This is a genomic window from Embleya sp. AB8 (genome assembly GCF_049739465.1).
Taxonomy (GTDB): Bacteria; Actinomycetota; Actinomycetes; order Streptomycetales; family Streptomycetaceae; genus Embleya.
Window position 1 is genome coordinate 126,303 of the sequence record NZ_JBMHHY010000005.1, and the last position, 25,436, is coordinate 151,738.

General features: G+C 70.9%; 27 protein-coding genes. 13 read left to right on the plus strand and 14 right to left on the minus strand.

Translation table 11 applies throughout. The features are described from left to right. Positions 1–77: 77 nt before the first annotated feature. Entirely contained in the window at positions 78–704 is a 627-nt protein-coding gene (locus ABIA38_RS08985; protein ID WP_424637951.1) for a hypothetical protein, read from the plus strand. A 348-nt stretch (positions 705–1,052) separates the two neighbouring features. Here ABIA38_RS08985 and ABIA38_RS08990 read toward each other — a convergent pair whose 3' ends face one another. Then, the gene (locus tag ABIA38_RS08990; protein ID WP_424637952.1) at positions 1,053–1,997 is read right to left on the minus strand and encodes a TIGR03564 family F420-dependent LLM class oxidoreductase; all 945 of its coding nucleotides are present in this window, start codon (positions 1,995–1,997) and stop codon (positions 1,053–1,055) included. A 110-nt stretch (positions 1,998–2,107) separates the two neighbouring features. Between ABIA38_RS08990 and ABIA38_RS08995 the strand changes: the two genes are divergently transcribed. Next, positions 2,108–2,629, plus strand: coding sequence for a TetR/AcrR family transcriptional regulator (locus ABIA38_RS08995; RefSeq protein WP_424637953.1), 522 nt, complete (start codon positions 2,108–2,110; stop codon positions 2,627–2,629). Between the two features lie 99 nt (positions 2,630–2,728). Here ABIA38_RS08995 and ABIA38_RS09000 read toward each other — a convergent pair whose 3' ends face one another. The 6 genes from ABIA38_RS09000 to ABIA38_RS09025 form a co-directional block, all read right to left on the minus strand. Then, entirely contained in the window at positions 2,729–3,775 is a 1,047-nt protein-coding gene (locus ABIA38_RS09000; protein ID WP_424637954.1) for a serine hydrolase domain-containing protein, read from the minus strand. Between the two features lie 82 nt (positions 3,776–3,857). After that, on the minus strand, positions 3,858–4,967 hold the full coding sequence (locus tag ABIA38_RS09005; RefSeq protein ID WP_424637955.1) for a glycosyltransferase family 4 protein: 1,110 nt from the start codon (positions 4,965–4,967) through the stop codon (positions 3,858–3,860). Next, complete coding sequence (locus tag ABIA38_RS09010) at positions 4,964–5,500, minus strand: dCTP deaminase (protein ID WP_424637956.1); 537 nt, start codon at positions 5,498–5,500, stop codon at positions 4,964–4,966. Before ABIA38_RS09010 ends, ABIA38_RS09005 begins: the two co-directional genes overlap by 4 nt. Continuing rightward, positions 5,497–6,033 (minus strand): dCTP deaminase, encoded by a 537-nt coding sequence (gene dcd, locus ABIA38_RS09015; RefSeq protein WP_424637957.1) that lies wholly within the window; start codon positions 6,031–6,033, stop codon positions 5,497–5,499. The genes ABIA38_RS09010 and dcd overlap by 4 nt, the downstream gene beginning before the upstream one ends. Further along, positions 6,030–7,241 carry a bifunctional metallophosphatase/5'-nucleotidase gene (locus tag ABIA38_RS09020; RefSeq protein ID WP_424637958.1) on the minus strand — a complete coding sequence of 404 codons (1,212 nt, stop codon included), beginning with the start codon at positions 7,239–7,241 and terminating at the stop codon, positions 6,030–6,032. Before ABIA38_RS09020 ends, dcd begins: the two co-directional genes overlap by 4 nt. 26 nt (positions 7,242–7,267) lie before the next feature. Next, positions 7,268–8,533 (minus strand): UDP-N-acetylglucosamine 1-carboxyvinyltransferase, encoded by a 1,266-nt coding sequence (locus ABIA38_RS09025; protein ID WP_424638174.1) that lies wholly within the window; start codon positions 8,531–8,533, stop codon positions 7,268–7,270. A gap of 299 nt (positions 8,534–8,832) precedes the next feature. Between ABIA38_RS09025 and ABIA38_RS09030 the strand changes: the two genes are divergently transcribed. From ABIA38_RS09030 to ABIA38_RS09040, 3 genes are read left to right on the plus strand one after another with little or no spacing between them, the layout of a single operon-like run. Further along, entirely contained in the window at positions 8,833–9,201 is a 369-nt protein-coding gene (locus tag ABIA38_RS09030; protein ID WP_424637959.1) for a putative quinol monooxygenase, read from the plus strand. Beyond that, complete coding sequence (locus ABIA38_RS09035) at positions 9,191–10,432, plus strand: helix-turn-helix domain-containing protein (protein ID WP_424637960.1); 1,242 nt, start codon at positions 9,191–9,193, stop codon at positions 10,430–10,432. Before ABIA38_RS09030 ends, ABIA38_RS09035 begins: the two co-directional genes overlap by 11 nt. After that, a complete protein-coding gene (locus ABIA38_RS09040) occupies positions 10,433–10,624 on the plus strand; it encodes a hypothetical protein (protein WP_424637961.1) in 192 nt (63 codons plus the stop codon). A 108-nt stretch (positions 10,625–10,732) separates the two neighbouring features. On the opposite strand, the gene ABIA38_RS09045 is transcribed toward ABIA38_RS09040, so the two are convergent. Next, the gene (locus ABIA38_RS09045; protein WP_424637962.1) at positions 10,733–11,281 is read right to left on the minus strand and encodes a carboxymuconolactone decarboxylase family protein; all 549 of its coding nucleotides are present in this window, start codon (positions 11,279–11,281) and stop codon (positions 10,733–10,735) included. A 146-nt stretch (positions 11,282–11,427) separates the two neighbouring features. Here ABIA38_RS09045 and ABIA38_RS09050 point away from each other — a divergent pair, with 146 nt between their 5' ends. Continuing rightward, the gene (locus ABIA38_RS09050) at positions 11,428–12,102 is read left to right on the plus strand and encodes a MarR family winged helix-turn-helix transcriptional regulator (protein WP_424637963.1); all 675 of its coding nucleotides are present in this window, start codon (positions 11,428–11,430) and stop codon (positions 12,100–12,102) included. 713 nt (positions 12,103–12,815) lie between these two features. Here ABIA38_RS09050 and ABIA38_RS09055 read toward each other — a convergent pair. Continuing rightward, entirely contained in the window at positions 12,816–13,130 is a 315-nt protein-coding gene (locus ABIA38_RS09055) for a DUF1330 domain-containing protein (RefSeq protein WP_424637964.1), read from the minus strand. Positions 13,131–13,211: 81 nt separating this feature from the next. Between ABIA38_RS09055 and ABIA38_RS09060 the strand changes: the two genes are divergently transcribed. The 3 genes from ABIA38_RS09060 (at position 13,212) to ABIA38_RS09070 (ending at position 14,898) form a co-directional block, all read left to right on the plus strand. Further along, positions 13,212–13,985 (plus strand): TetR/AcrR family transcriptional regulator, encoded by a 774-nt coding sequence (locus ABIA38_RS09060; protein WP_424637965.1) that lies wholly within the window; start codon positions 13,212–13,214, stop codon positions 13,983–13,985. Positions 13,986–14,392: 407 nt separating this feature from the next. After that, on the plus strand, positions 14,393–14,668 hold the full coding sequence (locus ABIA38_RS09065) for a hypothetical protein (protein WP_424637966.1): 276 nt from the start codon (positions 14,393–14,395) through the stop codon (positions 14,666–14,668). Next, positions 14,665–14,898 carry a type II toxin-antitoxin system RelE/ParE family toxin gene (locus ABIA38_RS09070; RefSeq protein ID WP_424637967.1) on the plus strand — a complete coding sequence of 78 codons (234 nt, stop codon included), beginning with the start codon at positions 14,665–14,667 and terminating at the stop codon, positions 14,896–14,898. Before ABIA38_RS09065 ends, ABIA38_RS09070 begins: the two co-directional genes overlap by 4 nt. A gap of 342 nt (positions 14,899–15,240) precedes the next feature. On the opposite strand, the gene ABIA38_RS09075 is transcribed toward ABIA38_RS09070, so the two are convergent. The 4 genes from ABIA38_RS09075 to ABIA38_RS09090 all read right to left on the minus strand — a co-directional run bounded on the left by ABIA38_RS09075 (position 15,241) and on the right by ABIA38_RS09090 (position 18,429). Then, on the minus strand, positions 15,241–15,822 hold the full coding sequence (locus ABIA38_RS09075; RefSeq protein WP_424637968.1) for an isochorismatase family protein: 582 nt from the start codon (positions 15,820–15,822) through the stop codon (positions 15,241–15,243). Further along, positions 15,819–16,109, minus strand: a complete 291-nt coding sequence (locus tag ABIA38_RS09080) for a hypothetical protein (RefSeq protein WP_424637969.1) — start codon at positions 16,107–16,109, stop codon at positions 15,819–15,821. Before ABIA38_RS09080 ends, ABIA38_RS09075 begins: the two co-directional genes overlap by 4 nt. Before the next feature lie 143 nt (positions 16,110–16,252). Further along, positions 16,253–16,489 (minus strand): hypothetical protein, encoded by a 237-nt coding sequence (locus ABIA38_RS09085; protein ID WP_424637970.1) that lies wholly within the window; start codon positions 16,487–16,489, stop codon positions 16,253–16,255. Between the two features lie 461 nt (positions 16,490–16,950). Continuing rightward, complete coding sequence (locus tag ABIA38_RS09090; RefSeq protein WP_424637971.1) at positions 16,951–18,429, minus strand: carboxylesterase/lipase family protein; 1,479 nt, start codon at positions 18,427–18,429, stop codon at positions 16,951–16,953. Between the two features lie 490 nt (positions 18,430–18,919). On the opposite strand from ABIA38_RS09090, the gene ABIA38_RS09095 reads away from it, so the two are divergent. From ABIA38_RS09095 to ABIA38_RS09105, 3 genes are all read left to right on the plus strand, one after another. Continuing rightward, positions 18,920–20,140, plus strand: a complete 1,221-nt coding sequence (locus tag ABIA38_RS09095; protein WP_424637972.1) for a winged helix DNA-binding domain-containing protein — start codon at positions 18,920–18,922, stop codon at positions 20,138–20,140. Positions 20,141–20,334: 194 nt separating this feature from the next. Beyond that, positions 20,335–21,324: a quinone oxidoreductase family protein gene (locus tag ABIA38_RS09100; protein ID WP_424637973.1), complete on the plus strand. Its 990-nt coding sequence runs from the start codon at positions 20,335–20,337 to the stop codon at positions 21,322–21,324. Between the two features lie 160 nt (positions 21,325–21,484). Further along, a complete protein-coding gene (locus ABIA38_RS09105) occupies positions 21,485–22,570 on the plus strand; it encodes a helix-turn-helix transcriptional regulator (RefSeq protein ID WP_424637974.1) in 1,086 nt (361 codons plus the stop codon). Between the two features lie 198 nt (positions 22,571–22,768). Here ABIA38_RS09105 and ABIA38_RS09110 read toward each other — a convergent pair whose 3' ends face one another. After that, positions 22,769–23,860, minus strand: coding sequence for a DUF5937 family protein (locus tag ABIA38_RS09110; protein WP_424637975.1), 1,092 nt, complete (start codon positions 23,858–23,860; stop codon positions 22,769–22,771). Between the two features lie 100 nt (positions 23,861–23,960). Between ABIA38_RS09110 and ABIA38_RS09115 the strand changes: the two genes are divergently transcribed. Further along, entirely contained in the window at positions 23,961–25,382 is a 1,422-nt protein-coding gene (locus tag ABIA38_RS09115) for an MFS transporter (protein WP_424637976.1), read from the plus strand. Positions 25,383–25,436: the final 54 nt, after the last annotated feature.

Genomic DNA, 25,436 nt, shown 5'->3' on the forward strand with positions numbered 1-25,436 from the left:
TCCTCGTCCCGTCCCCGGCGGCGGACCGGGGGACCGCCGCGCCGCCGACGCGCGTCGACGCTGCGACGGTTGTCGCCATGGTCGGTGAAGTCCCATTGACTGCCGGTGAGTTGCGCCGGGCGACGGTGCGGCTGCGAGCCGACGTGGTGGCCGAGCTGCCGCGCGCCGGTGCGGGCGCCCGTGCCCGTGCCGACTACTGGACCACGCCGATCGAGGGGCGAACGCCGCACGCGGCCCTGGTCGAACGCTCCCTGCGCGCGGCGGTCGGGGACGCCGTATTGCGCCAATGGGCCTGCCAGGCGGGGCTGTTGGCGGACCCGACCGAGGCGGGCTTCCGAACCCGGCTCGACGCGGAGAACGCCCGGCGCGCGACGGCCGCGGCGGCGGGCCGACCGCTGCCGGGTGTGCCACGCTACGACGAGGAGAGCTTCGCCCGAACCGAAGCAGCCCAACTCTCCACCGCCCTGCGCGACACACTCGCCGACCGGGTAGACCTGTCCGACGCCCGCCTGCGCGCCCGCTACGCCGAACTGATCACTGCGGCCGACCCGGCGGCAGGTGTGCCACTCTTCGACCAGTCCCGAGACCGAGTCCGCCTGGACCTCCTGACCACAGCCTTCAACCAGGAACTATCCCACCGAGTCGGCACAATCCAGGCAACGCCGCTACCCACCGCCGACTTGGTGGTACGCGAGGCCGAGTAGCCCGCAAACCCCAACGGGTCCGGCCCGCGCTCGGGCCGATCCGGCCGGGTGCCACCACTTGGCCGACCATCTCCACCCGGCCAGGCATCTTCACCTGCCGGAGGTCCCCCGGCCCGGCCGGCGCTTGAGGCCAACCCAGGGCAAATAGCGTCCAAGGTATGCCAAAAGCAATCAGATCGACCGGCGCTTGAGGCCAACGAAACCCGACCGACGCCCGAGGTCGGGGGAAGCCCATCTCAGCCCGGCCGGCGCTTGAGGCCAAAGCGACCCGACCAACGCCCGAGGTCGGCCAAACCCAGCTCAGCCCGGCCGGCGTTTGAGGCCAAAAAGCCTCATCGAAGCCCGAGTTCAGCCGAAGTCCGGATCAGCCCGGCCGGCGCTTGAGGTCAACCCACCCCGCAAACCCGAAAGCACCGCCAACGTCCTCACTTGCTCCTCGGCATCCCCCGCCACGCTGATCAGCAGTTCGGTCGTCCCAGCCGCCGCGAACCGACGCACCTCCCGCGCCACCAGCTCCTCGTCCCCCGCGATCACCGTCTCACCCAGGCCCTTCTTGCCCTGCCGGTCCAAGTGGGCGCGATAGTTGGGGAGTTCGGCGGCGAAGCCGAGCCGTTCCTCGATCCCGCCGAGGATACGATCGGGCTCGGCGGTGACGCTGACCACCACCGAGGCCACGATCCGCGGCTCGGGCCGCCCCGCTGCCTGCGCCGCCGCAGCCACCGCCGGCCGGATCCGCCGGGCCACCTCGTCCGCGCCGGTCCACACCACCACGACGCCGTCGGCGAGTTCGCCCGCGATGCGCAACATCCGCGGGCCCAGCGCGGCAAGCAACACCGAGGGCGCATCCGCCCCGGGTGCGTCGAGCCGGCCGACCGCGGTGAGCGTACGCCCGTGGTGCTCGACGGCCTCACCCCGCAGCAACGGGCCCAACACGGTGAGGTATTCGCGGACATGGTCGGCCGGCCGAGCGTAGGAGTAGCCGAACGTCCCCTCGATCAACGGCCCGTGGCTCGGGCCGACGCCCAGGGTCAGCCGTCCGCCGACGGCCGCCTGCGCGGTCAACGCCTGGCCGGCCAAGGCGATCGGGTGCCGCGGATAGGTCGGCACGATCGCGGTTCCGACCTCGATGCCCTCGGTGCGTACGCCCGCCAGCGGGGCCACGGTGAGCGCGTCCCACGAGGCGAGTTGCGGGAAGTAGGCGCTGTCCAGCCCGATCCGCGCCGCCTCCCCGACCCGACCGAGGAGTTCGTCCAGCCCGGTCCGGTCGGGGTTGAGGAAGATCCCTATGCGCATCGCGACTCCAAGATGAATCCGAGCTTCAGGTTGTCCGGGGCAGCGTAGCCTAAACTGAAGCTCGAATTCATGTTGGGCCGACCGTCGGCCCGGAAGAAGGAGTTCACCGAGTGCGAGTCGACGCCGAGCGCAACCGCGAACTGATCGGCGCGGCGGCCCTGCGCCTGCTCTCCGAGCACGGTGCGAACGTGTCCATGGACCGGATCGCGCGCGAGGCGGGCGTCGCCGTCGGCACCCTGTACCGGCACTTCCCGGACCGCAACGCCCTGCTGCGCCGAATCGCCGCCGACGCACTGCACGACCTGCTGGCCTACGCCCGGGAGGCGACCGACCGGGACGCACCGGGCCGGCAGACCCTGGTCGACATCGTCGAGTACTGCATGGGCCTACCCCTGGCCTTGGTCGCCTCACTCTCCGAGGCCCCGGCCGCCGACCCCGAAGTGGCCAGGCTGCAAGCCGAGTTCGACACGGTATTCGCCACCCTCATCGAACGCGCCCAGACGGAAGGCGGCCTACGCGCCGACCTCACCCCCACCGAGATCGCCGGCCTGGTCAAGGTAATGGTCTGCCGCCCCGGCGCCCGCGCCGACGACCCCCTGACCGTGGTCCTGCTGGCGGGCCTCAAGCCGTGATCTTGCCTGACCACCGGATTACTTGGGACGCGCCCTGACCACCCGATGTGCATCGTCGTGCCCACGATCCGTGCCACGCCGTCCCGCGCGGCGGCGTGGTCAGCCGCCGAAGACCAGCTTCCGGAATTCATTGCGGACAGCGGTCAAAGGTTCGCGGTCGCGGGTGTAGTAGATCTTGTTGGTGAGCAGGATCGCCCAGCGATTCTGTTTGGTGGAGATCCACATCGCGGTGCCGGTGAAGCCGTAGTGGACGTAGGTGCCGTCGGCGGGGTCGGTGCTCGGGGCGGGGTGCCAGAAGAGACCGCGGGCGGGTTCGAGTTCGCCGGTGTGGACGGTGAGGGATTCCTCGACCCAGGCGGGGCCGAAGCCCGGCCCGGAGCCGGCCGAGGCCGCGTCGAGCAGGTACCGCAGGAAACGGGCCAAGTCGTCCAGGACGGAGAAGGCCCCGGCGATGCCGCACACACCGTCGAGGAGACGAGCCGAGAAGTCGTGGGCCGAGCCCTGGATGTACCTGCCGGTCTCCTGGTCGAGCTCGGTGGGCGCGCAGCGGGCGGCGAGGGCTGCCGGGAGGGGACCGAAACGAGTGTCGTTCATCCCCAGCGGGAGCCAGGTGCGGGCGTGCGCAACCTGGTCGAGAGGCCTGCCTGCGAGGTGTTCGGCGAGGTAGCCGAGGATGAGGGCGGCCCGGTCGGTGTACTCGACGGCCTCCCCGGGTGGACGGTGCAGGGCCTCGTGCAGCACGCCGGCGCGGATGGCCTCGGGGTCGGAGCCATACAGCTTCTCGAGGTTCGCGCGGAGGGGGACGCCTGCGGTGTGGGTGAGGAGTCGGCGGGCGGTGACGGTGCCGAGTGGGCGGCCGGTGACCTCCGGCCAGAACGTGCCGAGGGCGTCGTCGAGGGGGAGGTCGCCGTCTTCCCAGAGGGCACCGAGGGAGGCCCACACGGCGATGATCTTGGTGAGGCTGGCGACATCGAAGATCGTGTCCGTGCGCATCGGCTCGTCGGGCTCGGCCGGGTCGCGTACTCCGACGGTTCCGGTCGCGTGGGTGGCACCGGCGTCGCCGACGGCCCAGACCGCTCCCGGGTAGATCCGGTCACGGAGGCCGGTGGTCAGCAGTTGTTCGATGTCGTCGGTCCCGGGTGTCATCGTCTCCCCGTTCGTTCCTTGTGCGGTCCTCGCTCGTCAGCGTATTGGCGGACGGAGGTCGTTCCGGGATCGGCGCGTGGAATCAGCCGAATCGGCGGCCGAGTTCGGTCAGTGCGATGCCTGTGGTGCTCAGCGGGTACCGTGCGGCATTGCGCAGCCCTGCCGCACGAAGCGCGGGCAGCAACTCGGGTGAGGCCCGTAGCCGGGTGAGCTCGCGGGCGAGACTCGCGGCGTCGGTGAGGTTGGTCGCGAGGGCCGTTTCCTTGAGGGTTTCGGTCAGTCCGGGGACCGGTTGGTACAGGACGGGCAGGCCGCAGGCTTGGGCTTCGAGGGCGACGAGACCCATGGCTTCGAGGGTGATGGAGGGGACGACGAGTGCGTCGTGTTCGGCGAATGCCTTCCAGAGTTGGCGTCGGCGGAGCCACCCGAGGTAGCGGACCTTGACGCCGACGCGATTGAGGGTCGGGATCAGTTGCCGGTACTGCGCTTGTGGTGCGGCGATGCTCAGTTGTACGCCCTGGGCAATGGTGAGGGCGCGGACGAGTGAGTCGACGCCTTTCTCGGCACTGAGTCGGCCGGCGTACAGCAGGCGGAGATGGCCGCTGGGGCCGCGTGTGGGTCGGGGTGGCGGCACGGTGATCAGTCGATCGGGGATGCCCCAGGGGATGTGGACGATCTTGCGGCGTTCGAGGGTGGGGGCGAGTTTGCGCAGGTGGTCGGCCATCGCTCCGCTGGGGACCACGATCGCGTGCGCGGCGCGGACGGTTTCGTACAGGACCCGCATCTGGGTGCGATGGGCTTCGGCGAAGAGCAGGTCGGTGCCGTGGACCAGGGCGATGCGGGGATGTTCGGGGAGGGCACGCATCAGGGCGGGGGTAGCTCCGAAGGTGAGGTGTTGCAGGTGCAGGAGGTCGATGTGGGAGGTGTCGATCGCGATCGCGAGGGCGCGTTGCAGGGTGGTGACGTAGTGGCTGAAGCGGGGCCCGGACAGGCACTTGTCGTCGACGGCCAGGAGTTCCAGACCGGCCGGTGTGCGGGGCGAGGCGCCTTCCGGAGCGAGCATGAATGCCTGTGCGGGGATGCGCGGATTGCGGCCGGTGTAGAGGTCGAGGAAGAGTTCGACGCTGCCGCCGGGGCTGCCCGCAGGCAGGTCGAGCGCGGTGGCGACGGATGGGCTGCCTGGAGTGTTCACGACTGGCCTCCGGGATCTTCCTCGTAGAGGCGGGAGATGTCGATGCCTTGCGTGGCGGCGTACTTGAGGCCGCACATCCGGTAGCTGGTCCGGGCGCCGAAGGTGTGCAGGAACACGACTTTTCCGAAGGTCATGCCGGGGTAGACGCGTACTGGCCTGGCGGCGCGGATCTCCAGCGTCCAGCGGATCGCGTGTCCGACGTGGCCGAGCGGAGCGGAGACGTGGACCCAGACGCCGAGGGATCCGATGGTGCGGTCGCCGTTCAGAAACTGGGCGTAGGTCTCGGACCCGGTGCGCTCCCAGGTCAGGCCCAGGTACAACACTTCGGGCCTCAGGACGTAGCCGTTGGTGGGGATGGAGATCTCGACGAACGTGCTGCGGGCAGCGGCGTCGAGGTCGCCGTCGCAGACCCGCAGGGTCTCGCCCAGGCGCCAGTCGTAGGCATTTGGGGAGAGTCGTTTCGGGTCGAACGGGTCGATGGAGATCTCTCGTGCGGCGACGGCTGCCGCGATGGCGGGGCCGGTGAGGATCACGACGGTACCCCGCTCGGGGCGAGGTCGCGCCAGTAGCTCGATGGTTGGGGCCCGTTGGCCGTCTGGTACTTGCCGTCGTAGAGGATGACCGATCCGGTGGCAACGAAGAACATGATCTGGCCGATCTTCATGCCCGCGTACACACGCAGGGGTCGGATCGGGGAGAGCATCAGGGTCCACTGCCCGTGGAAACCGATGTCGCCGATGGGCGCGGTGATCTCGACGAACAGCCCGAGGCGCCCGACGGAGGAACGCCCGAACAGCAGGGGCACGTAGGCGTCGGAGCCGACCTGTTCGAGAGTGTGTCCCAGGTACAACTCGCCGGGCTCCAGGACGAGGCCGCCGGCGCCGATACCGACCATGGTCGTGGTGTTGGGCCGGTGCGCGTCGATGACGGGCTCGGTGTAGGTCAGCAACTTGGGCCCGAGCCGGATGTTGTAGCTGTTGGGGTTGACCTGGTCGGGAACGAACGGGTCGATCCGCAGACGCCCGTCGTGGACGGCGGCGGTGATCTCGGGACCGGTGAGGATCACGGTGGCTCTCCTTCGTTGCGCTCGCCGCCGTCGATGAGGACATCGCGGACGGCATCGCCGAGCAGCGGCCCGGTCTCGTGGGGACGGGCGGCGTCGATGGTCTCGGCCAGGTAGTCGGTGGTCAGAACGGTGTACGTGTCGGCGGGCAGCGGGTCGGGGGCGGTGACCAACGGGCCCGCGCGGTGCGTCAGTCGGGAGAGCAGACCGGGTATGTCGTCGATCGCGACGTCGGGCAGAAGTGCGTTGATCAGGCGGTTCCCGAAGGGTTCGACGCCGAGGACGTCCGCCAATCGCAGGACTCGGCCGAGAGCGGTCGGCCGCAGCACCGTCTCGTTCAGGACCACCGGGATGCTGCTCTCGCGGTGCAGGCGGGCTGCGGTGGCAGCCAGGAGCTCACGCCGGCCAGGGGCGCCAGCGCCCCGCCAACGTCGTGCCACGAGACCGAGCGGCACGGCGAGTCGTTCCCCTAAGCGTGCGATCTCGTTCGCCAACGGCACCAGGTCTTCGGGAACCGTGGCCATGTCGGCGAAGCGGCAGCTTCGGGCCGTCCATCCCGACGACGACCCATCGTGTTCGGCGACGGCGTATCCGCGGCCGAGCTCGGCGCCCTTGACCACGAGCGTGGAGCCGACCTGACGGGGTGCGTAGTGGTGGCTGTGGCAGTGCCCGGCGAAGACGATGTCGAGGAAGGGGCACGCCTGGGCGAGGTCGAGGTCGTCTTCGAACCCGGTGTGGGAGAGCAGGACCCAGTCGTCGACGGTGTGGTGGTGTTCGAGCATCAGCTGCCGCAGCGCGTGTACAGGGTCGGTGACGCGCTGTCCGACCCGTTCGGCGAGTGGAATGGCGGCGAATGCCTGCGGACCGATCACGGCGGTGACCGCGACCCGTCGTCCCTGAATGTTCGTCCGGTGCAGCGGTCGGAACAGCAGCTCGTTCCGGCCGGCGTCGACGACGTTCGCGCATACGGTCCGTGCGCGTAGGCCCGGCTCGAAGTGGTGGGGCCAGCCGTGGTTTCCGGGGGCGAGTACGTCGTACAGCCGCAGCAGGAGCTTGCGTTCGACCGAGCCGCCGCCGAGCCGGTAGTAGCCGGTTCCCTCGAAGAAGTCCCCGCAGTCGACCACCAGGGACGAGGCGCGCGCATCGTGGAGGTATGCGAGCATGCCGCTTGCTGCGTCGAGGCAGGAGTGGACGTCCGTGGTGGCGACCACTCGCTGCAATGTTCGGTTCGGGAGGTTCATCGGGAGGGAACCTCGGGGATGTCCGCGCCGAGCGTGCGGAGCTTGGCGGGCAGATCGGCGTGTCCCCGACGGAGTTGATCCAACCCGGTCACCGTGGTGCTGCCGTGTGCGGTCAGGCCGGCGATCAGCAGGGCGGAGCCGGTACGGATGTCCGTTGCCTCGACAGTGGCACCGGTCAAGTGCTGTGGGCCGGTCAGCCGGCATTCGGTGGGCGTCAACTCCTCGATATGGGCACCCAGCCGGGCGAGTTGGGGCAGGAGATTGCCGTGCCTGCCGGGGTTGATGGTGTCTGCGAACAGGTGCGTGCCGGGCCGGCCGAGTGCCAGGGCCATCAGTGACGGTTCGAAGTCGGCGTCCAAGCCGCCGGGTGCCAATGACGCCACCGCTTCCAGCGGCAGGCCCGTGTGCCGGGAGCCCTCGCACACGATCAGCGCGTCGGGCTCGACGAACACCGGGACGCCAAGTCGTATCAGCAAGCCGGCCACGATCGTGATGTCCACATCGCGTACGCCTTCGATACGTCCACAGCCGCCGGTCGCGGCGATTGCGCAGGCCAGGGTTCCGGCTTCGATCTTGTCGCCGGGGACCGACCAGGACACGGACTCCACCCACGTGCCGCCGGGTTCGACGCGCAGCACCTCCGGCCGGGCGTCGATGTGCCATCCCGCAGCGGTGAGCGCGTCGAGCAGAGCGGTGGTTTCCGCGGACAGGTTCGGATTGCCCAACAGGAGCCGGTGACCTCCGATCACCGCACGGAGGATGGCGGCCACGCCGGCGCCGCGCGAACGGAACGGCAGAGCGATACGGACCTCGTGTGGGCAGGACGTCGATGCGGTGACCGAGTACCCGTACTCATGGGTCGTGACGGTGTCACCGAAGGCCGCGTAGACCTTGAAGTGCACCTCCATGCCGCGATCACCGATCGAGCACCCGCCCGGCCATGGCAGGTTTGCCCGACCCTGCGAGGCCAACAGGGCGGGGACGAGGTAGTAGGAAGCGCGGATTCGTGCGGCGTTCGGAAGCGGCAGGTTCTCGATTCCGCGTGGCCGAGGCAGGACGATCGCGGTGCCCGGCTGATTCACCGGCCGGGCTACGCGGTATCCGCACGGCCCCAGTAGGTCGAGCATCAACTGCACGTCGGTGCTGTCCGGAATTCCGCACACCTGCACGGTGCGACCCAAGGCTGCGGCGCCCGCCAACAGGGGCAGAGCCGCGTTCTTCGACCCATCCACGCGTACGACGCCCATCAAAGGGGGCCCCATCCGCACTGTGACGGCGTCGGAGTCGGGTGGAGTGGGCTTGTTGGCGAGCACCACGAAGTCCTCCGGCGGCGCGAAGAAGCGAGCAGGTTCGGGGTGTCGTGTCCGTGGCCCACAGATCTCCCCGCCGGCATCCAGGTACTGCCTCAGGCGCCGGGCCAGTGAACTCGAAGCCGGTTGTGTCGAGTTGGCTGCCCCCGACGGTGATGTACTTACGAACATGAAGTGAAGCAATACTGCGAATCTACTAGCAGAGAAATTGCTAGTCAAGAAGAACTATGAGTCGCAGAAGGAACCCGAGCATGGAAGACTGTCTGCTGCTCGATGAGGGGAGTAGTGAGATGGCCTTCGGCCTGAACGTGCGCTTTACCGCTCGCGACGAAACGGCGGTTCGTTCCTTCGACGCCTTGGTGACGGAGACCTTGGTCGGCATCCGGGAGCAGGAGCCCGGAACGCTCGTGTATGTCAGCCACGCTGTTGAGGGCCAACCCCTCCAGCGGATCTTCTATGAGCTGTATGTAGACCGTGAGGCGTTCGACCGACATGAGCAGCAACCTCACATCCGGCGATTTCTTGCCGCGCGAGAAGCGTTCGTCGACTCGGTTGAGGTCGACTTCCTTGATCCGCTGGGAGCGGCGGGGATTCCGATCGGGGTGACGCGTGACGCCTGACGGCGGGCGTAAAGGCGTCGGCGTGCGGGTGGCCGCCGTGCGACGCCAACGTGGCATCACGCAGATGGAACTCGCGGCCCTGGTCGGCCGCACACCCAGTTGGGTTTCGCAGGTCGAACGAGGCGTGCAACCGGTCGCACGGCTCGACGTCTTGCAGTTGCTCGCCAATGCCCTGGGTGTGTCGACGCAGGCTTTGAACCCGGACGCACCAACGCCTATGCCCGTACCTGCGGTTGGCGCGGATGAGCCTAACGATCTCGACATGGCGCGGTTGGCCCTCTCGGGCCATCCGGCGTTGGGCGTGCTCCTCTCCGCCGAGGACAGGATGGGCCTTCCGTCCCTGTCGGAGCTGAGTCGACAGGTAGACGACGTGTGGGCGCTCATCCACGCTGCGAAGTTCGCCGAACTCAGTGTTCTGGTCGATCCGTTGCTGGATCGATTGGAGACGGCGGTCCGTTCGGCTCCGGACCGCGAGCGGCCCGCCTTGTACGCTCTCCTTGCTCGGACGTATCAGGCCCTCGCCGCGGCTTTCGCTCGTCAAGACGAAGCTGATGCCGCATGGGTCGCGGCAGACCGTGCGATTCGTGCCGCCGAGCAGTCGAACGACGTGCTCGGGACCTTCGCCGGCATCTATCGCTTGGCGCAGGCGTTCGTCAGACTCAAGCGGTTGGACCAAGCCGAACATGCCGCAACCACGGCAGTGCGTGCTTTGGAAACGCACGGTGCCGCGCAGCTGGGCAGATCGGAGGGGCTCTCGGTGTTGGGGGCACTGCACCTCGCGCTGGCGTTGGTTCATGCCCGAGCAGGGAATCGGGATCAAGCGCGAAGCGAGATCGAAGAGGCCCGGACGATCGCACGGCGACTCGGCGCCGACCGCAATGATTTCAATCTCGAGTTCGGCCCGACGAATGTCGAGATCCAGGCGGTTTCAACCGCAGTTGATCTCGGGGACGCCGGTGAGGCCCTGGACGTCGGGGCGCGCATCGATGCCGGTGCGCTGTCACCGGAACGGCAGTCCCGGTTGCTGATGGATCTCGGGCGTGCGCATGTTCAGCGCCGTCACGTCGGCGACGCGGTCGAGTGCCTGCTGCGGGCGGAAGAACTTGCCCCCGAGACGGTTCGGAGTCATGTCGCTGCGCGTGGCGCGATTCACGAATTGACGCTGATTGCAGGGCGATCCGCACCGGCGGAACTACTCGCCCTCGCGGAGCGCGCCGCTGCGCTCGACTAGTTGTCGGCGTGGGCTCCGGGGCTTGGCGCAGTATTCGCCACCCTCATCGAACGCGCCCAGACGGAAGGCGGCCTACGCGCCGACCTCACCCCCACCGAGATCGCCGGCCTGGTCAAGGTAATGGTCTGCCGCCCCGGCGCCCGCGCCGACGACCCATTGACCGTGGTCCTGCTGGCGGGCCTCAAGCCGTGACCCTGCCCGACGACCGGAATGCACGGGACGCGCCCCGGCCGCCCGATGTGAAGGTGGGTGGTCGGGGCGTGTTGTGGATGGGTGTGCGTGGTCGTGGGGGCGGGGTGGTTACTTCGGGAGGGGGACCGGGGGGAAGTCCACTTCGGTGCGTCCGACGGAGTTGAAGTAGTTGGTGAAGGTGTTGAGTGCGACCGAGCCGATGATCTCGCCGATCTCGCCGTCGCCGTAGCCGGCCGCCCGTACGGCGTCGAGTTCCTCGTCGGAGACGAAACCCCGGTCCCGGATGACGGCCCGAGCGAAGCGGAGGGCCGCGGCGACCTTGGGGTCGGACGCCCGGGCGTGGCCGCCGGCCGCGAGGTCGGTCGCGTCGACGCCGGCCTTGGCGCCGAGGACGTGGTGTGCGGCGTAGCAGTACTCGCAGGAGTTCTCCACGGCGGTGACCAGCGCGATCTGCTCGCGGACCGCGGCGGACAGGTGGCCCTTGGCCAGGGCTGCGCCGAAGGAGAGGTAGGCGTCCAGGACGGCCGGGGAAGTGGCCATCGCGCGCATCATGTTGGGCGTTACACCCAGGGCACGCTGGACCTGGTCGAGCAGGCGCTTGGCGGCGGGAGCGGCGGTGTCCGGGTCGACGGTGGACAGACGAGACAGACGAGACATGGGTGGATCTCCTTCGGGAGACAGTAGGAGGCAAGCATTGTTGGCAGTGCCAAGTCCTTGTTGGCAGTGCCAAATATAGTTGGCACTCCCTAGAATGCAAGGGGGATGGCGGCCATCCCGCACGGAATGTGGTGACGGAGGTTCGAATGACGGGCGAATTGCCGGGACTGTCACCGAGTGAGCAACTGCTGATCGGGCTGGGCCGGTTGGGCCGAGCGGTACAACTGAGCGCCTGGCATCAGGCCGGCCCCACCAACCTCACCCCGTTGCAGGCCGACATCCTGCTGTACCTGGCCGGTGACCAAAGGCCGCGTCGGCAGCGGGAGATCGTCACGGCGTTGGCGTCCACCGCCCCCACGGTCAGCGATGCGGTGCGGTCGCTGACCACGAAGGGGCTGACCGACCGACAGCGCGACCCGGTCGACACCCGGGCGGTCACGCTCACCCTCACCGAGGCCGGCCGCGCCGAGGCCGACCGGCTCGCCCTCGTCCCCCCGCCGCTGCGCGCCGCCCTCGACGCGCTCGGCGACGACGACGTGGCGGCGATGTTGCGTGGGACCACCACGATGATCCGGGTCCTGCAACGACACCGGGCGATCCCGGTCTCCCGCACCTGCGTCACCTGCCGCTTCTACCGGCCGGACGCCCACCCGGACGACCCGGACCGCCCACACCACTGCGCTTTTGTCGACGCCCCGTTCGGCGACGGCGAACTACGCCTGGACTGCCCCGATCACGAACCGGCCACCCCGGCGCCGGAATCGGAGCCGATCGCCGGCCCGGTGGGAGCCGACGGGGGCACGAGCACGCTCGACGGATGAGCCGGGTGGGCCTGACGCCCGGGCGGCCGGTTGTACTGACGCGTCTCAGGATCTCGACCCCGCCCCGCACCCGACCTCGCCGCCGAACTGCGGTCCGGGGACGTCACGGTGGTCGGGGTGGATTCGTACGCGAACCTGCGCGAACCTGCACGCGCAGATGATGGCGTGGGGGAGTGCGCGCCGCGCTGGTGGCGGACTTCTGCGGTCGGGCCGGGAGCCCGGTCGAGGCGGTCGCGATGACCGCGTTTTGGCGCGGCGAGCCGACCGCGGTCGTGGCGTCGGTGGCTGCGGGCTGTCCGGGCGACACTGACTTGGTGCTGGAGGCGGGGCGCCGAGTGCCGAAGCGGCGCATCGGCGCGGACCGGCGGCCGTCCGCGCCGGCGTTGGCGGCGGGGGTGGACGACCGGCTGCGCGAGCGGGGGCTGCCGGACATCCTGATTTGGACCGCGTACCTGCTGGACCGGCACTGGCACCGGCACTGGCACCGGCACTGGCACTGGCACGCACCGGCGCCGGCACCGGCTCGTCGGGCCGGCGTGGACGAAGGGGTAGCACCCGAGTACGCCGGAATGGGTCGCCCCCGCTGTTGCCGGGCCTCCGTCGGCAGGCGGCCGACGGAGGTCGGCCGAAACGTGCCGTCTGCGGATGGCGGCCTTCGGCCCGGTGACGGCTCGCCAACCGCAGCGCAGGCGGCCGCTTGCCGCGATCCTCGGCTACGCGGGGAGGGAGAAGCCCTCGGGCGGCGAGCCCTCGGCGAACAACATCCGCACCCGAGCCGCACCCTTCCGCATCTCACGGGCCCGCCGGTACTCGGGCGAGTCGTACCACTCCCGGATCCGGTCCATGTCGGGGAACTCGATGACCAGGAGCCGGGAGAAGTCCCAGGTGCCCTCGACGGCCTCGGGTGTGGGGCCTGCCACCAGGTAGCGGCCGCCGTGGCCGAGGATGGACGGCTGGGCCACGGCGGCGTAGGCGAGGCCGGCTTCCTGGTCGAGCACGTCGACTCCGACGATGACGTAAGCGGACATGTGTATCCCCTGATTCCTTAGGAAACGGTGTGTACTTTTCAACCCGCCGGAGACTAATACACCTGCTGTAACCTTCTCAAGGTGAGCAAGGACGAGGGCGGACACGTCGAGGCCGTGCCGAGCCGCCGGGAGCGGCTGCGGACGGAGACGACCAGGGAGATCAAGGCCATCGCGCTGCGGCAGATGGCCGACGAGGGGCCGGGCGCGATCTCGCTGCGCGGCATCGCCCGCGAGATGGGGATGACCCCACGCGCGATCTACCGGTACTTCCCCAACCGGGACGAGCTGATCACGGCACTGATCAGCGAGATCGCCGCTTCGCTCGCGGAGGCGGTGGAGGCCGCGAGCAACGCGGTGCCTGCCACCGATCCCGGCGGCAGGCTGGTGGCCTGGGGCCAGGCGCTGAGGGAATGGGCGCTGGCGCACCCGGAGGGCTTCCGGCTCTTCTACGGCCAGCCCGTCCCCGGTTACCAGCCGCCCGAGGGCGGCCCGGTGGAGCAGACGGCCCGTCGGGTCTGCCGCGACCTCACCCGCCTGGTGGCCGCCGCCTGGCCCCACGCCCGGCACAACCAGCCCGAGGACACGTCCTGGTCCGACCTCCACCCGGACTACGTCGCGAAGATCCGGGCAGACCTCCCGGACGTGCCACCCGCCGCAGCGGCGCTCGCGCTACGCGTCTGGGGCCGCATGCACGGCCTGGTGGCCCTGGAGATCGACGGCCACATCCAACCCGTCGCAGGCAACCCGGCCGCACTGCACCGCGCCGAAATGCTCGACATGGTCAGGTCGTTGGGCCTCACTCACGTCGGCTCGACGACGGGTTCCGCACCAGGCTCCACACCAGCTTCCCCCTGAGCACGGCGGGCGCGCAGCCGACACGGGGAACCGCAACGGCCGGTGCCGAGCCGAGCGGAACCCATCCCTGGTTCGCCGTATCCGCCCGATTCTCCCCGAGTCGGGGACCCCTATGGCTCGCCGCTGTCGGTGATTGCCGTCCCGCACAACTCGCACAGCTTCGGCCGGACCTCACCGTCGCCGATCGGATCGGGCAGGAGAGTGCCGACCTCGGTGCGGTTGTACTTCGAGCCGCACCGGCACCTCCAGGCAGCCTCGACGCGCGAGCGTAGCGCCGCCAAGTCCGGCCGTTCGTCCGGCTGGATGGCAGGGCGCACAGCGGTCGCGTACTCCGGACGTGTGCGCCGGCTACCGATCACGGGCGGTGCGGTGCCACCCTGGCCTTCCGCACACAGCTGGGAGGCGCCATGGCGGCCACGTTCACGACCCATCTTCTCAACGGGGACGAGATCCGGTATCCGGCCTCGATCAACGGCATCCGCGCCGCACTCCCCGATGAGTTTCACGAGAAGTTCGACGAGGAGGTCGGCAACGCGCACGCGCGTGACCTCCTTCTCGTCCTCCACCGTTGGGCTCTGATGCCGACCCCCGCATGGGACGAGGACATCACGAAGGTCGACGCCTTGCGAGAAGAGGAACGCCTGCTGGTCGAAGCCCGTGAACAGGAGGCCGATTCCGAATGAGCTATTCGGTGAAGTACAGCCCGGATTGCGACAAAATCCGCTCGCAACTGTCCTCCAGCCAGCGTGCCTCGCTCGACAGGGGCGTGGCCCTGATCGCTGGCGACCCCTACGGGTCCGCCACTTCCGAGATGCGGGACCGCGACCACCGGCAGGCGTCGGCGGGGGACTTCATCGTGGTCTACCAGGTAACGGCGGAATTCCTGTTCATCACGGTCGTCCGCATCGTGTGATCGCCTCGCCCCCGAGCCCGATGTCGGACCCGGCCGCCGGCGTCGGACGGATGCACGACACGCACGACACCGCACCGAGGCTTGCCGACGCTCGCTGGCCTTGAGCGGCAGTTCACCGGCCTGACCGAGGCGATCCGCGTGCATACCGCCCGGCGCTCGGGCCCGGCCGGGACGCGTCCGAGGATGCCGTTGATCAAGGGGCGTCGGCTGCCGTTGCTCGTTCGGTCGCGACGACGCTGTACGGCATGCCTTCCCAGGGCGGCCTCGGCCGCTGCGTACCGAGCTTGCGGGCGCGGCGGGAAGTGGTCGAAGTGTGGGTCGCCGTGGTGCTGTTGGTCGGGCTCAGACCGTGGCCCCGGGGGCGCGGAACACCACGTCCGCCGCGCGAGCGACGATCTCGACCTCGTCCCCCAACGCCCACTCGGCCACGCGCGAGACCATCGCGGCCGGTACCGCCTCGCTGATCCCCGGGGCGGCCGGAATGTCGTACGTGCCATGCGCGTCATGCGGCAGTACGACCCGATAGTCGCGCTCCAACGCGCTCTCGGCGGTCGCCCGTACGCACATCTCCGACTGCACGCCACACACGGCGAGGGCGGTCACCCCGGCACCGGCCAACAATTCCGCCAGTGCCGTTCCCTCGAATCCGTCGTCCTCGACCTTCCGAACCACCGCTTCCCGGTCGCCGACCCGCACCGGCAGCAGCAACTCCCAGCCAGCAGTGCCGACTTCGTCCTCCGTACCCACATCCCCGTCATTTTGCAGATGCACCACGAGCGCCCCCGCCGCGCGGGCCGCGTCGACCAACCCCCGAACCGTCCGCACCACCCGATCCGCTTCCGACACCGCGCCGTCCCCGGTGACGAAGGCCACCTGCATGTCCACGACGATCAGGGCCGTTACGGCCGCCACGTGCTCCGTCATGCCGCGATCCGATCCTCGATGGCGACCAACCGCAGGTCGTTGACGTCTCCGGAGTGCGTTACCTCGACCTCGATGGTCGAGTCGTCCGCGAAGCGGAGGGTGAACCACGGATCGAGCGCGATGAGCCATTCGGCGCCTTCCCCGATCTCCCCGGTGAGCGGCGGCGAGACGGCCGCGTGCCACGTGTCGGGCCCGTGGGTGTGGCTGACCCGCACGGGGAAGTCGGCCAGGCAGGTGAGGGGATTCGCCCACCACTCCAGTTGCGCTGATACCTCGTAACGGTCCATCCCACGAGGGTATTCGGCGACGATCCGCGCTCGGGCAGGTGCCCGGGTCGACCGACGGTCGGGCGGTGGAACTCGTTGCGGATCGTGGCGGTTTCCCGGCTGCCGAAGACCCATCCCGCACCGGCGCAGGCCGCGCCCGGGCGTCATCGGGACAACATCGCGTGACTCGGCGGGAGGGTGGTCGCCGGCGCCGCGGGGGAGGGCGCGACCGGCGCGGCCGGCGTCGGCGTCGTGGCGACGCCGGGGGTCGGCGGCACGGTCATCGTGACGCTCGCCGGCGGGCCGCCGGGCGCCTCCTCGGCGGGACCGCACGCGCCGACGGCCGCGAGGATGAGCACGATCGAACCGACGGCGGAAACCGGGAGGAGTATGCGACGCATCCGCGTCACCTTCTCGTGAACGATCGGGGCGCCTGGAACCGTCGCCCCTGTTTCCAGCCTGGGCCCGACATCGCGCAATTGCCGGCGGGGCTCACCTGAGGGTCGGGCTGTACAGATGGCCCGAATAATCGGAATAGCCCGACTGGCCCGACTGGCCCGACTGGCCCGAAACCCGCACTCGCCGACCTGCGCCATCCCGCGCGTCAGGCGAAACCCCAGGTCACGCGCCACCCCAAGCCCGGCGAACCCCACCGCGATCCGGTTTCGGATGGGGTGAGGGGCGCCGGACCATTTCCGTCCCGGATACGGACCGATCGGGTGGGATGGGTGGGATGGGTGGGATAGGTGGAAACGGGTGGGACGGGTGGGAACGGCCACGTGGCGGATGGGCGGCACGGAGGCGGGGCACCGGACCGAGATCCCGGCCGCCGGACATCCCCGTCCCCGTCACCGTCTCTCGCTCAGCCGGCGACAGGCCCCCGGGCGCCCCAGATTTCGCGTTCCCGGCGCATTGGGTCGGGGGCGGTTGTCGGGTTTGTGTCCCACAACATCGTGGTGCGCGTGGAGTGGGTGTAGCGGGGCCACTCCGGACCCGGGTCGAGGTCGCGGATGAAGGTGACCCAGGCTGTGTGCATTGCGTCGGCCAGCGGCTGGGGGGCGTTCGGGCCGGTGGCGTTCTCCGCGCCTTCCGCGGTCAGGAGGTCGAAGGCGAAGGGGACGTCGAGGCAGTGGAAGGCCGTGCCGGTGAACGGCTCGGCGGAGGACAACCATTCGAAGGCGTAGAGCCAGGTCGGGCGGCCCTGGGCGGCGCGTGACTCGGCGATGGCGAGGGCGGCGGCGCGGAAGAGGTTGTCGGTGAGGGCCCGGCCGATCACCTGCGCCGGGGTCGCGCCGTCGTGCAGTGCCAGGTAGGCCGCGATGCCCTCGGGGGACAGGCCGACCGCGCCGAGTACGCCCACCGCCGCCTCGATCGGGGCGTTCGGCATGCCGAGTTCGGCGGCGAAGTTGAACTCGTGGTGCGTCGCGCCGAGCATCAGCGGCGCGGGTGCGGCCGAGCCGGTCCGGAAGGCGGCGGATACGTCCTCGGGGACCAACTCGCCGTCGGCGAACGGCGCCAGGAGCAGGCCGGGCAGCGCCGGCGCACCCTCCTCGGGCGCGGTGACCAGGTTTTGGAGGCGCTGCATCTCGTCGTGTGACACGTCGCGCAGCGCCGCGGCGGTCGCGGGCAGGCCGGTGCGGGCGGTGAAGAGTTCGGCCACGGCCAGGCCGTCGGCGCGGCTCTGCGGTTCCATCACCGCGCCGGATACCGAGATCGCGGCCCGGAACAGGTCGTGCGCGGCCGGCGTGGCCATCAGCGTCTGTACCGCCCCGCCGCCCGCCGACTGGCCGGCGATGGTGACCTTGGTCGGGTCGCCGCCGAAGGCCGCGATGTTGTCCCGGACCCAGCGCAGCGCGGCGATCCAGTCCAGTACGCCGCGGTTGTCGGGGGCGCCGTCCAAGTGCAGGAAACCCTCGATGCCGAGCCGGTAGCCGAGCGAGACCAGCACCACGCCGTCCCGGTTGAACGCGCTGCCGTCGTACCACGGGCTCGCCGCCGACCCGGCCACGAAGCCGCCGCCGTGGATCCACACCAGGACCGGCAGCGCAGCCTCCCGACTCGGCGTCGGGGTGAACACGTTCAGGTTGAGCACGCCGTCGCCCGGGATGGAGGGCTCGGGGATGATGGTCGGCCCATCGCCGAAGGTACGGCGCTGCGCGGTGGGCCCGTAGGCGGTCGCCGCCAGCGGCTCGGTCCACGGCTCCGGGGCCTCGGGAGCGGCGAAGCGCAGGTCGCCGACGGGAGGCTTGGCGTACGGAATGCCCAGGAATCGGGCGGAGTGGTCCTGCCACGAGCCCCGGACGGGGCCCAGGGTGGTGGTGACGAGCGGCTGCTGGGACACGGGGCCATCCTCTTTGGTGCGGTGGTGCCGCAGTGGTGCTGCGGTGGTACTGCGGTAGTGCTGAATCGATTGAGCATCTATCTATTGGGGAGTATCAGCCCGCCGCAATGGATATTGCAAGAGTTGGTTCTGGCGGGCCCTCGTCCTGCGCGCGATCGCCGCGCACGGCCCGGGTGCGCGGACCGAGGTCGCCGCGGGCACCGGCCTCGTGCCCGCGTCGGTCACCGGGCCGGCCGCGGACCTGATCGCGCGCGGCCCGGTCGCCGAGGGCGGGTCCGCGTCCTCCGGCGGGCGGGGTCCACCGCGTCGGCTGTCGTGCGCCTGGTGCCGGAGCGGGTGGAGCCCATCGCCGTGCAGGTGATCTTGGAGCGGGTCGAGGTGCCGGCCGCCGATCCGGCCGCGGTCGCGATCGCCGCACCGACGACGACGGCGGCGGCAGTCCGGGTGAATGCGGCAGAAAGCCGGCCTGATTCCGGCCCAGACTGTGATCATGGATTCCGCTCCCGGCCGACTGCCGACCGCGCCGACCGCGCCGACCCCGATGACCGCGACCGCCTCGACCGCCGCGACCGCCGTGAAAGCCCTGAAGAAGGCACCCGCCGCGCCGGCGGCAGCGAAAGCCACGCCGGCCCCGATCTCCCGACGGGTGCTCAACCGGACCCTGATCGCCCGTCAGTTGCTCGCCGAGCGCCCCCCGCGACCCGCCGCGCAGGTCGTCCGGCACCTGGTCGCGATGCAGGCGCAGGAGCAGAACTGGCCCTACGTGGGCCTGTGGACGCGCGCCGCGGAGTTCCGCCAGGCCGAGTTGACCGGGCTGTACACGGACAAGGACGTGGTGCGCGGCACGCTGTTGCGCGGCACCCAGCACGTGACGGCGGCCGAGGACTACGCGTGGATCCGGCCGCTGCTGCAACCCGCGCCCGGCACCGAGCTGCGACCCGCCTACTACGCCCGCGAGACGCACGGCCTCGGGGCCGCCGAACTCGCGGCGGCCGCACGGGCGTTGCTGGCCGACGGGCCGCTGAATCGGCGGGATCTGGGCCGGCTTCTCGTCGAGCGCTACCCGGGTCGGGCCGGCACGGTGCTCGCGGCGGCGGTCCAGCGTATGTTGCCGATCGTGCATCCGGCGCCCAACGGGGTGTGGGGCGGTTGGGGGACCCGATCGTCGGTACCGATGGCGCTCGCGCCGGCGTGGACCGGCCGGCCGATGGATCCGGCGCCCGACGTGCGTCGGCTGGTCGAGCGTTATCTGGCCGCGTTCGGGCCGGCCAGCGTGGCGGACGTACAGGTCTGGTCCGGACTGAAGCGGCTGCGCGACGTGGTCGAGTCGATGCCGCTGCGGGTGTTGCGTGATGCCGACGGGCGGGAACTGTACGACCTGCCGGACGCGGAACTCGCCGACGCGGACGGGCCGGCGCCGGTACGTTTCCTGCCCGCGTTCGACAACGCCGTACTCGGCCACGCGGACCGATCCCGGATCCTGGCCGAGGTGGATCGCCGCCGGGTGATGCCGGGCCACTCGCTGGTGTTGCCCACGTTCCTGGTCGACGGCTTCGTTGCGGGCACCTGGTCCGTGCAGGCGACCGGGCTGCGGGTACAGCCGTTCCGGCCGCTGTCCGCCGAGGACACCCGCGCGGTGGTGGAGGAGGCGGCCCGGCTGTGCACGTTCGCGATCGCCGAGCCGGATGCACAGCGGGTGGACCTCGGGTGAGTTGAGGAGGTGGCGGCCATCCCCACGGCCGACCATCCCCCACGTGAGGGATGGGCCGCCGGGCCGCGCGGGCGCAGGATCGGTCGAGCCGAGCCGAGCCGAGCCGAGCCGAGTCGAACCGAGCCGAGCCGAGCCGAGCCGAGCTGAGCTGAGCCGAGTCGAACCCGACCGACCAACCCCGGGAGCGCCGCCACATGCAAGCCGTTATCGCCACCCGCCACGGCGGACCCGAAGTACTGACCACCGTCGACACCCACCCGGAGCCGCGCCCCGGCCCGGGCCGGGTGCTCGTGGACGTCGCCGCCAGTGGGGTCAACTTCATCGACGTCAGCCAGCGGCGCGGGGTGTTCGCCGTACCGACTCCGTTCGTCCCGGGCGTCGAGGGCGCCGGCACGGTCGCCGAACTCGGCCCGGAGGTAAGCGGGGTGGCCGTCGGCGACCGGGTCGCGTGGGCCATGGACGGTTCGGTGACCACGGCGTACGGCGCCTACGCGCAGCGCGCCGTCGTGCGTGCGGACCGCCTGGTACCGATCCCGGACGCGGTCGACTTCGAGGCCGCCGCCGCGGTCCTGATGCAGGGGATGACCGCGCACTACCTCACCCACGACACCCATCCGGTACGCGCCGGCGAGACCGTCGTGGTGCACTCGGCCGCCGGCGGTCTCGGCGGGCTGCTCACGCAGTACGCGGTCGCCCGTGGTGCCCGCGTGATCGGTACGGTGTCCGACCCGGACAAACATGCCCGGGCCCGCGCGGCGGGGGCCGAACTGGTGCTCGACTACCCGGGGTTCGCCGACCGGGTGCGCGAGGCGACCGACGGGCGCGGCGCGGACGTGGTCTACGACGGGGTGGGCGCGGCCACCTTCGACGACGGCCTCGCGAGTCTGCGACCGCGCGGCACGATGGTGCTGCTCGGCGGTACGAGCGGCCCGGTGCGCGGCTTCGACACCGGCCGACTCCTGGCCGGCGGCTCGCTGCGGCTGACCCGGCCGGGGATCGCCGACTACACGCGCGACCGCGCGGAACTGCTCGCCCGCGCCCGGGACGTGTTCGACCGGGTCGGCGCCGACACCCTGCGGGTGCATGTGGGTGGGCGCTACCCCCTGGCCGAGGCGCGGCGGGCGCACCAGGACCTGGAGGGGCGGCGCACGACCGGGAAGCTTCTGCTCGTTCCGCGGGTTTGACGCGATGGGTGGCTCCGGCCGACCGGGGCCGCCGCCGAGCGGGGCTGTCCGTCCACACGAGTCGTCCACCCACACGGGCCGTCCATCCACACGAGCCGTCCGCCCACACGAGCCGTCCATCCAAACGGGCCGTCTGCCCACACCAGGAACGGAATCGCCGATGACCCGCCGCGCCGACGCCGACGGTTGGAAGCGGGACGAACTGCTCGTCCGTGCCGCCGCCGCGCCCGACGCCCTCGCCCTGTTCGCCACCGCCTCCACCCGGCTGCGTCGCCTGGTCCCGTTCGATGCGGCCGTATGGCGCGCGACGGATCCGCTGACCGGGCTGATCGCCGCGCCGATCCGGGTGGAGAACCTGGACGAGGGTGGTTGTGCCGCGTTCTGGACGAGTGAGTCGGATCCGAACACGGTCAATCCGTTCCGCGCCCTGGCCGCTGCGCGGATCCCGGCGGCGGCGCTGCGGGAGAGTACCGGCGATCGTCCCGAGGCGAGCCCGCTCCACGCCGCCTACCTGCGCCCGCGGCGGCTCGGCGACGAACTGCGCGCGGTGTTGCGGGTGGCCGGCCGGCCGTGGGGCAGCGTGAGTCTGTTCCGGAACGCGGATGGGCCGGCGTTCACCGCCGCCGAGACCGAGTTGGTCGCGGGCCTGTCGGCGCCGCTGGCCGGGAGGTTGCGCGCGTTCCTGCGCCCGGGAGTGGTGCCGGAGGAGGCCGTTGCCGCTCCCGAGGAGGGGACCGGCGTACTGCTCTTCGACCGCGCCGGGCGCCTGGTCTCGGCCAACGACCAGGCCCGCGCCCGGATCGCGAGCGTGGCCGGCGACGCGGCGGACGGGACGATCCCGATCTGGATCGCCACGCTGGTCGCCGCCGGTACCGGCCGGGTCCGGGTGCGGACCCGCGCCGGCCGGTGGCTGGTGTGCCAGGCGTCCCGACTGGACGGCGACGACGCGTTCACCGTGGTGATGCTGGAGCCGGCCCCGGTGGCCGAGGTGGCCTCGATCATCGTCGAGGCGTACGAACTGACCACGCGCGAGACGGAGATCACCCGGCTGGTGGCCGCCGGCTTGGCCACCGACGAGATCGCCCGGCGGCTGGGGATCACCACGCACACCGTGCGCGACCACATCAAGGCGGTGCTCGCCAAGGTCGGCGTGGCCAGCCGCGGCGAACTGGTCGCCAAACTGTTCACGGAATACGTGGCGCCGGCCAACGAGCTGTCGGTGGCCCGGATCCGAAGCGCGAGCTGAGTGGGATCCGAAACGCGAGCCGAGCGGGAGCTGGACCCGGGGCGCAAGCCGAGTGGAGCCGGGAACACGAATCGAGCCGGAACGGGACCGCAAGCCGAGTGGGTTCCGAAGCGCGAGCCCCGCCGGGGCGAGACGGCGACCCGAGCCGCGTCGGGACCGCGAGCCGAGCGAACCGAGTCGGCTCGGGAACACCCCCGCTCAGCGCAACATCGCCGCCATCAGGTCCGCCCCCAGTGCCGCCGTCGCCGACGCGTCCAGGTTGTAGAGCACGTAGCGGCCGCGCCGTCGGGTGGTCAGTAGGCCCGCCTTGCGCAGCACGGCCAGGTGTCGGGAGACCTCCGGCGCGCTCAGGTCCCAGGCCGAGGCCAGTTCGCCGGTGGTGTGCGAGCCGCGCGCCAGGGTCCGGACCAGGCGCAGCCGGACCGGATGGGACAGCGCTTCCAGGCGCAGCCGGACCAGGTCGATCGGCACCGCCTCGGCGGCCGACCGGTCGGTGATCGCGACCGGGTATTGCAGTACCGGACGCCACCCCGGCGCGTGTACCACGACCAGGTGCGGCGCGCCGAACACGGTGGGCAGGAAGGTCACCCCGTCGCCGACCGCACTGGTGGTGCTGTCCTGGAGCTTGTCCAGCACGATCCGCTGCCGGCGCCGGTCGAGTTCGATCGCCCGGGAGACCGAGGTCAGCGTGTCCGCCACGCCGCGCCGGGACAGCAGATCGGTCTTCAGCCGCAGATCCGCCGCGAGCGTGGGGGCCACCCGCTGCCAGGTCTCGGTGAAGAACGCCGCCTGGCAGTCCTCCAACATCCGGCGTACCCGGGCGCGGACCATCGGCGGATCCGCGATCAGCCGCTCCGCGAAGGAGGCCTGGCGCGGACCACGCGCGTTGGCCAGGTCCAGGATCCGGTCCCGGCCGGCCGCGTCGTGCAACGGTGACGGTCTGCCGAGCAACGTCCGGTCCGTACCGCACGTGGCGACCAGCGCGGTCGATGCGTAGGTCTCGTCGTCGAGCCGGTCCACCCCGTCCAGTTCCTCCGCGAGGGTGGCTCCGGGGCGGCTCGGCAGCAGGAAGTCCGCCCGCGACGAGCGCCACAGGAACTCCGCTTCGAGCAACTGCTCGGCGAGTTCGGGGGCCAGTGCCGAACGCGTCCTGGCGGCCCAGTCCCGGTGCTCCGGATGGTGTCCGGGCTCGGCGAGCACGTGCAACATCGCGGTCAGTTCGGCGAGCGGGGACGCCGCGAACAGCAGCCGCTCGACCGGCACCCCGGCGATTTCGATGGTCAGACTCACGGCATCGATCATCGCAGGTCGGCGTGGTCGGGCCGGCGTCGATTGACGACAGTCGTCAATCGAGGTGACCGGTCGCGACGGAGCCGGCCACGGTGTCGGCATGACCACGAACCCGATGACTCCGGCCTCCGCAACCGACGACCTCGCCCACCCGGTCGATGCGGCTCCGACGACCACGATCACGAACACGACCGGGCACTCGCGCTCGCGGGGCGGCGGTCCACCCGGGCGCCGGGAACGACCCGAGCGGCCCGCGCTGCGGGAGTTGGTCCGGGCCTCGGGCGGTCCCCGGTACGCGGTCGCCGTGGGGGTGGACGCGCTCGGCGCCGGGATGTTGCGGCCGTTCCTGCTGGTGTTCGGGATCAAGGTGCTCGGTCTCGGCGTCGCGCAGACCGGTACGGCGATGTCCGCGGGCATGTTGCTCGGGCTCGTCGCGATGCCGTTCCTCGGGCGGTGGCTGGACCGGGGGGCGCGCAGTGCGGCGGTGGCCGGCGCGATGTCGATCCGAGTGCTCGGGGTGGTGGCGTTGCTCGCCGCGACCGGGCTCGGTGGTTCGGCCGTGTGGGGGTTCACCATCGCCGCGCTGTTCCTCGGCGTCGGCGACCAGTGCTGGCCGCCCGCGCATGCCGCGCTGGTCAGCACGCTGGCCGACGAGCGTTATCGGGACGCTGCGCTGGCCGCCGGACGCTCCCTGCGCAATGCCGGGATGGGGGCCGGCGCGTTGATCGCGACGGTGGCGATGGCCGGCGGTACGGGGGCGCTGCGCGTACTCGCCGGGGTGACCGCGCTCGGCTACACGGTCGCCGCGCTGCTGGCCCGCTCGTTGCGGGTGGTCGGTACCGGTCGGGCGGGCTCGCGGGGTGCGGGCGAGCCGGCCGGTGGTCGGCGGATCACCGTGCTGGATGTGGCCAACCTGCCCTACGCGTTCTGCTTCAACGTGCTGGAGGTGGCGCTGCCCGCCGTACTGGTCACCCAGCTCCAGGTGTCCCCGGCCTGGTCCGCCGGCATCTTCGTGGGCAACACCGTCATGGTGGTCACCACCCAGATCGCCCTCGTGGTGTGGTTGTCGCGACGCCCCAGGCGCTCGGGGCTGGCCGGCGCCGGGCTCGTGCTCGGCGTGTCCTACCTGGGCTTCTGGGCGGCCGGCGGGCTGGGTGGCGCGGGTGGGGCGGCGGGCATCGCGCTGGTGTCGGTGCTCTATACGGCCGGCGAGATCATGTACACCGGCAGCGCCACCGCGCTGGTCGTGGCCACCACGCCGGCGCATCGGCTGGGGCGGGCGCTGACCCGGTTCCAACTCTCCTACGGCATCGGCCACGCCTCGTCGTCGGCGGTCCTGATGGCACTGCTCGCGTGGGGGACGGGGGTGTTGTGGGCCTCGCTGGCGGTGGTGACCTTGCTCGCGGCGGTGGCGGTGTGGCGGTGGGCGCCGGACGATCGGGGCTTCGCGATGGGGGCGGAGGCCGACGCGGGCGATGGGAACCGGGCGCCGGCCGCGGACCGGGCCCCGTCGGGTGGGTGACGGAACCGGGAACTCCGCACCCGTCGGCCGAGGTTGACGCTCCGAGGGACGGCC

Coding starts and splice junctions, on each gene's coding strand:
- ABIA38_RS08985 (WP_424637951.1), top strand. CDS start 78: ATGGTCGGTGAAGTCCCATTGACTGCCGGTGAGTTGCGCCGGGCGACG.
- ABIA38_RS08990 (WP_424637952.1), bottom strand. CDS start 1,997: ATGCGCATAGGGATCTTCCTCAACCCCGACCGGACCGGGCTGGACGAA.
- ABIA38_RS09000 (WP_424637954.1), bottom strand. CDS start 3,775: ATGACACCCGGGACCGACGACATCGAACAACTGCTGACCACCGGCCTC.
- ABIA38_RS09025 (WP_424638174.1), bottom strand. CDS start 8,533: ATGGGGCCCCCTTTGATGGGCGTCGTACGCGTGGATGGGTCGAAGAAC.
- ABIA38_RS09030 (WP_424637959.1), top strand. CDS start 8,833: ATGGAAGACTGTCTGCTGCTCGATGAGGGGAGTAGTGAGATGGCCTTC.
- ABIA38_RS09045 (WP_424637962.1), bottom strand. CDS start 11,281: ATGTCTCGTCTGTCTCGTCTGTCCACCGTCGACCCGGACACCGCCGCT.
- ABIA38_RS09050 (WP_424637963.1), top strand. CDS start 11,428: ATGACGGGCGAATTGCCGGGACTGTCACCGAGTGAGCAACTGCTGATC.
- ABIA38_RS09055 (WP_424637964.1), bottom strand. CDS start 13,130: ATGTCCGCTTACGTCATCGTCGGAGTCGACGTGCTCGACCAGGAAGCC.
- ABIA38_RS09065 (WP_424637966.1), top strand. CDS start 14,393: ATGGCGGCCACGTTCACGACCCATCTTCTCAACGGGGACGAGATCCGG.
- ABIA38_RS09070 (WP_424637967.1), top strand. CDS start 14,665: ATGAGCTATTCGGTGAAGTACAGCCCGGATTGCGACAAAATCCGCTCG.
- ABIA38_RS09075 (WP_424637968.1), bottom strand. CDS start 15,822: ATGACGGAGCACGTGGCGGCCGTAACGGCCCTGATCGTCGTGGACATG.
- ABIA38_RS09080 (WP_424637969.1), bottom strand. CDS start 16,109: ATGGACCGTTACGAGGTATCAGCGCAACTGGAGTGGTGGGCGAATCCC.
- ABIA38_RS09085 (WP_424637970.1), bottom strand. CDS start 16,489: ATGCGTCGCATACTCCTCCCGGTTTCCGCCGTCGGTTCGATCGTGCTC.
- ABIA38_RS09095 (WP_424637972.1), top strand. CDS start 18,920: ATGGATTCCGCTCCCGGCCGACTGCCGACCGCGCCGACCGCGCCGACC.
- ABIA38_RS09100 (WP_424637973.1), top strand. CDS start 20,335: ATGCAAGCCGTTATCGCCACCCGCCACGGCGGACCCGAAGTACTGACC.
- ABIA38_RS09105 (WP_424637974.1), top strand. CDS start 21,485: ATGACCCGCCGCGCCGACGCCGACGGTTGGAAGCGGGACGAACTGCTC.
- ABIA38_RS09115 (WP_424637976.1), top strand. CDS start 23,961: ATGACCACGAACCCGATGACTCCGGCCTCCGCAACCGACGACCTCGCC.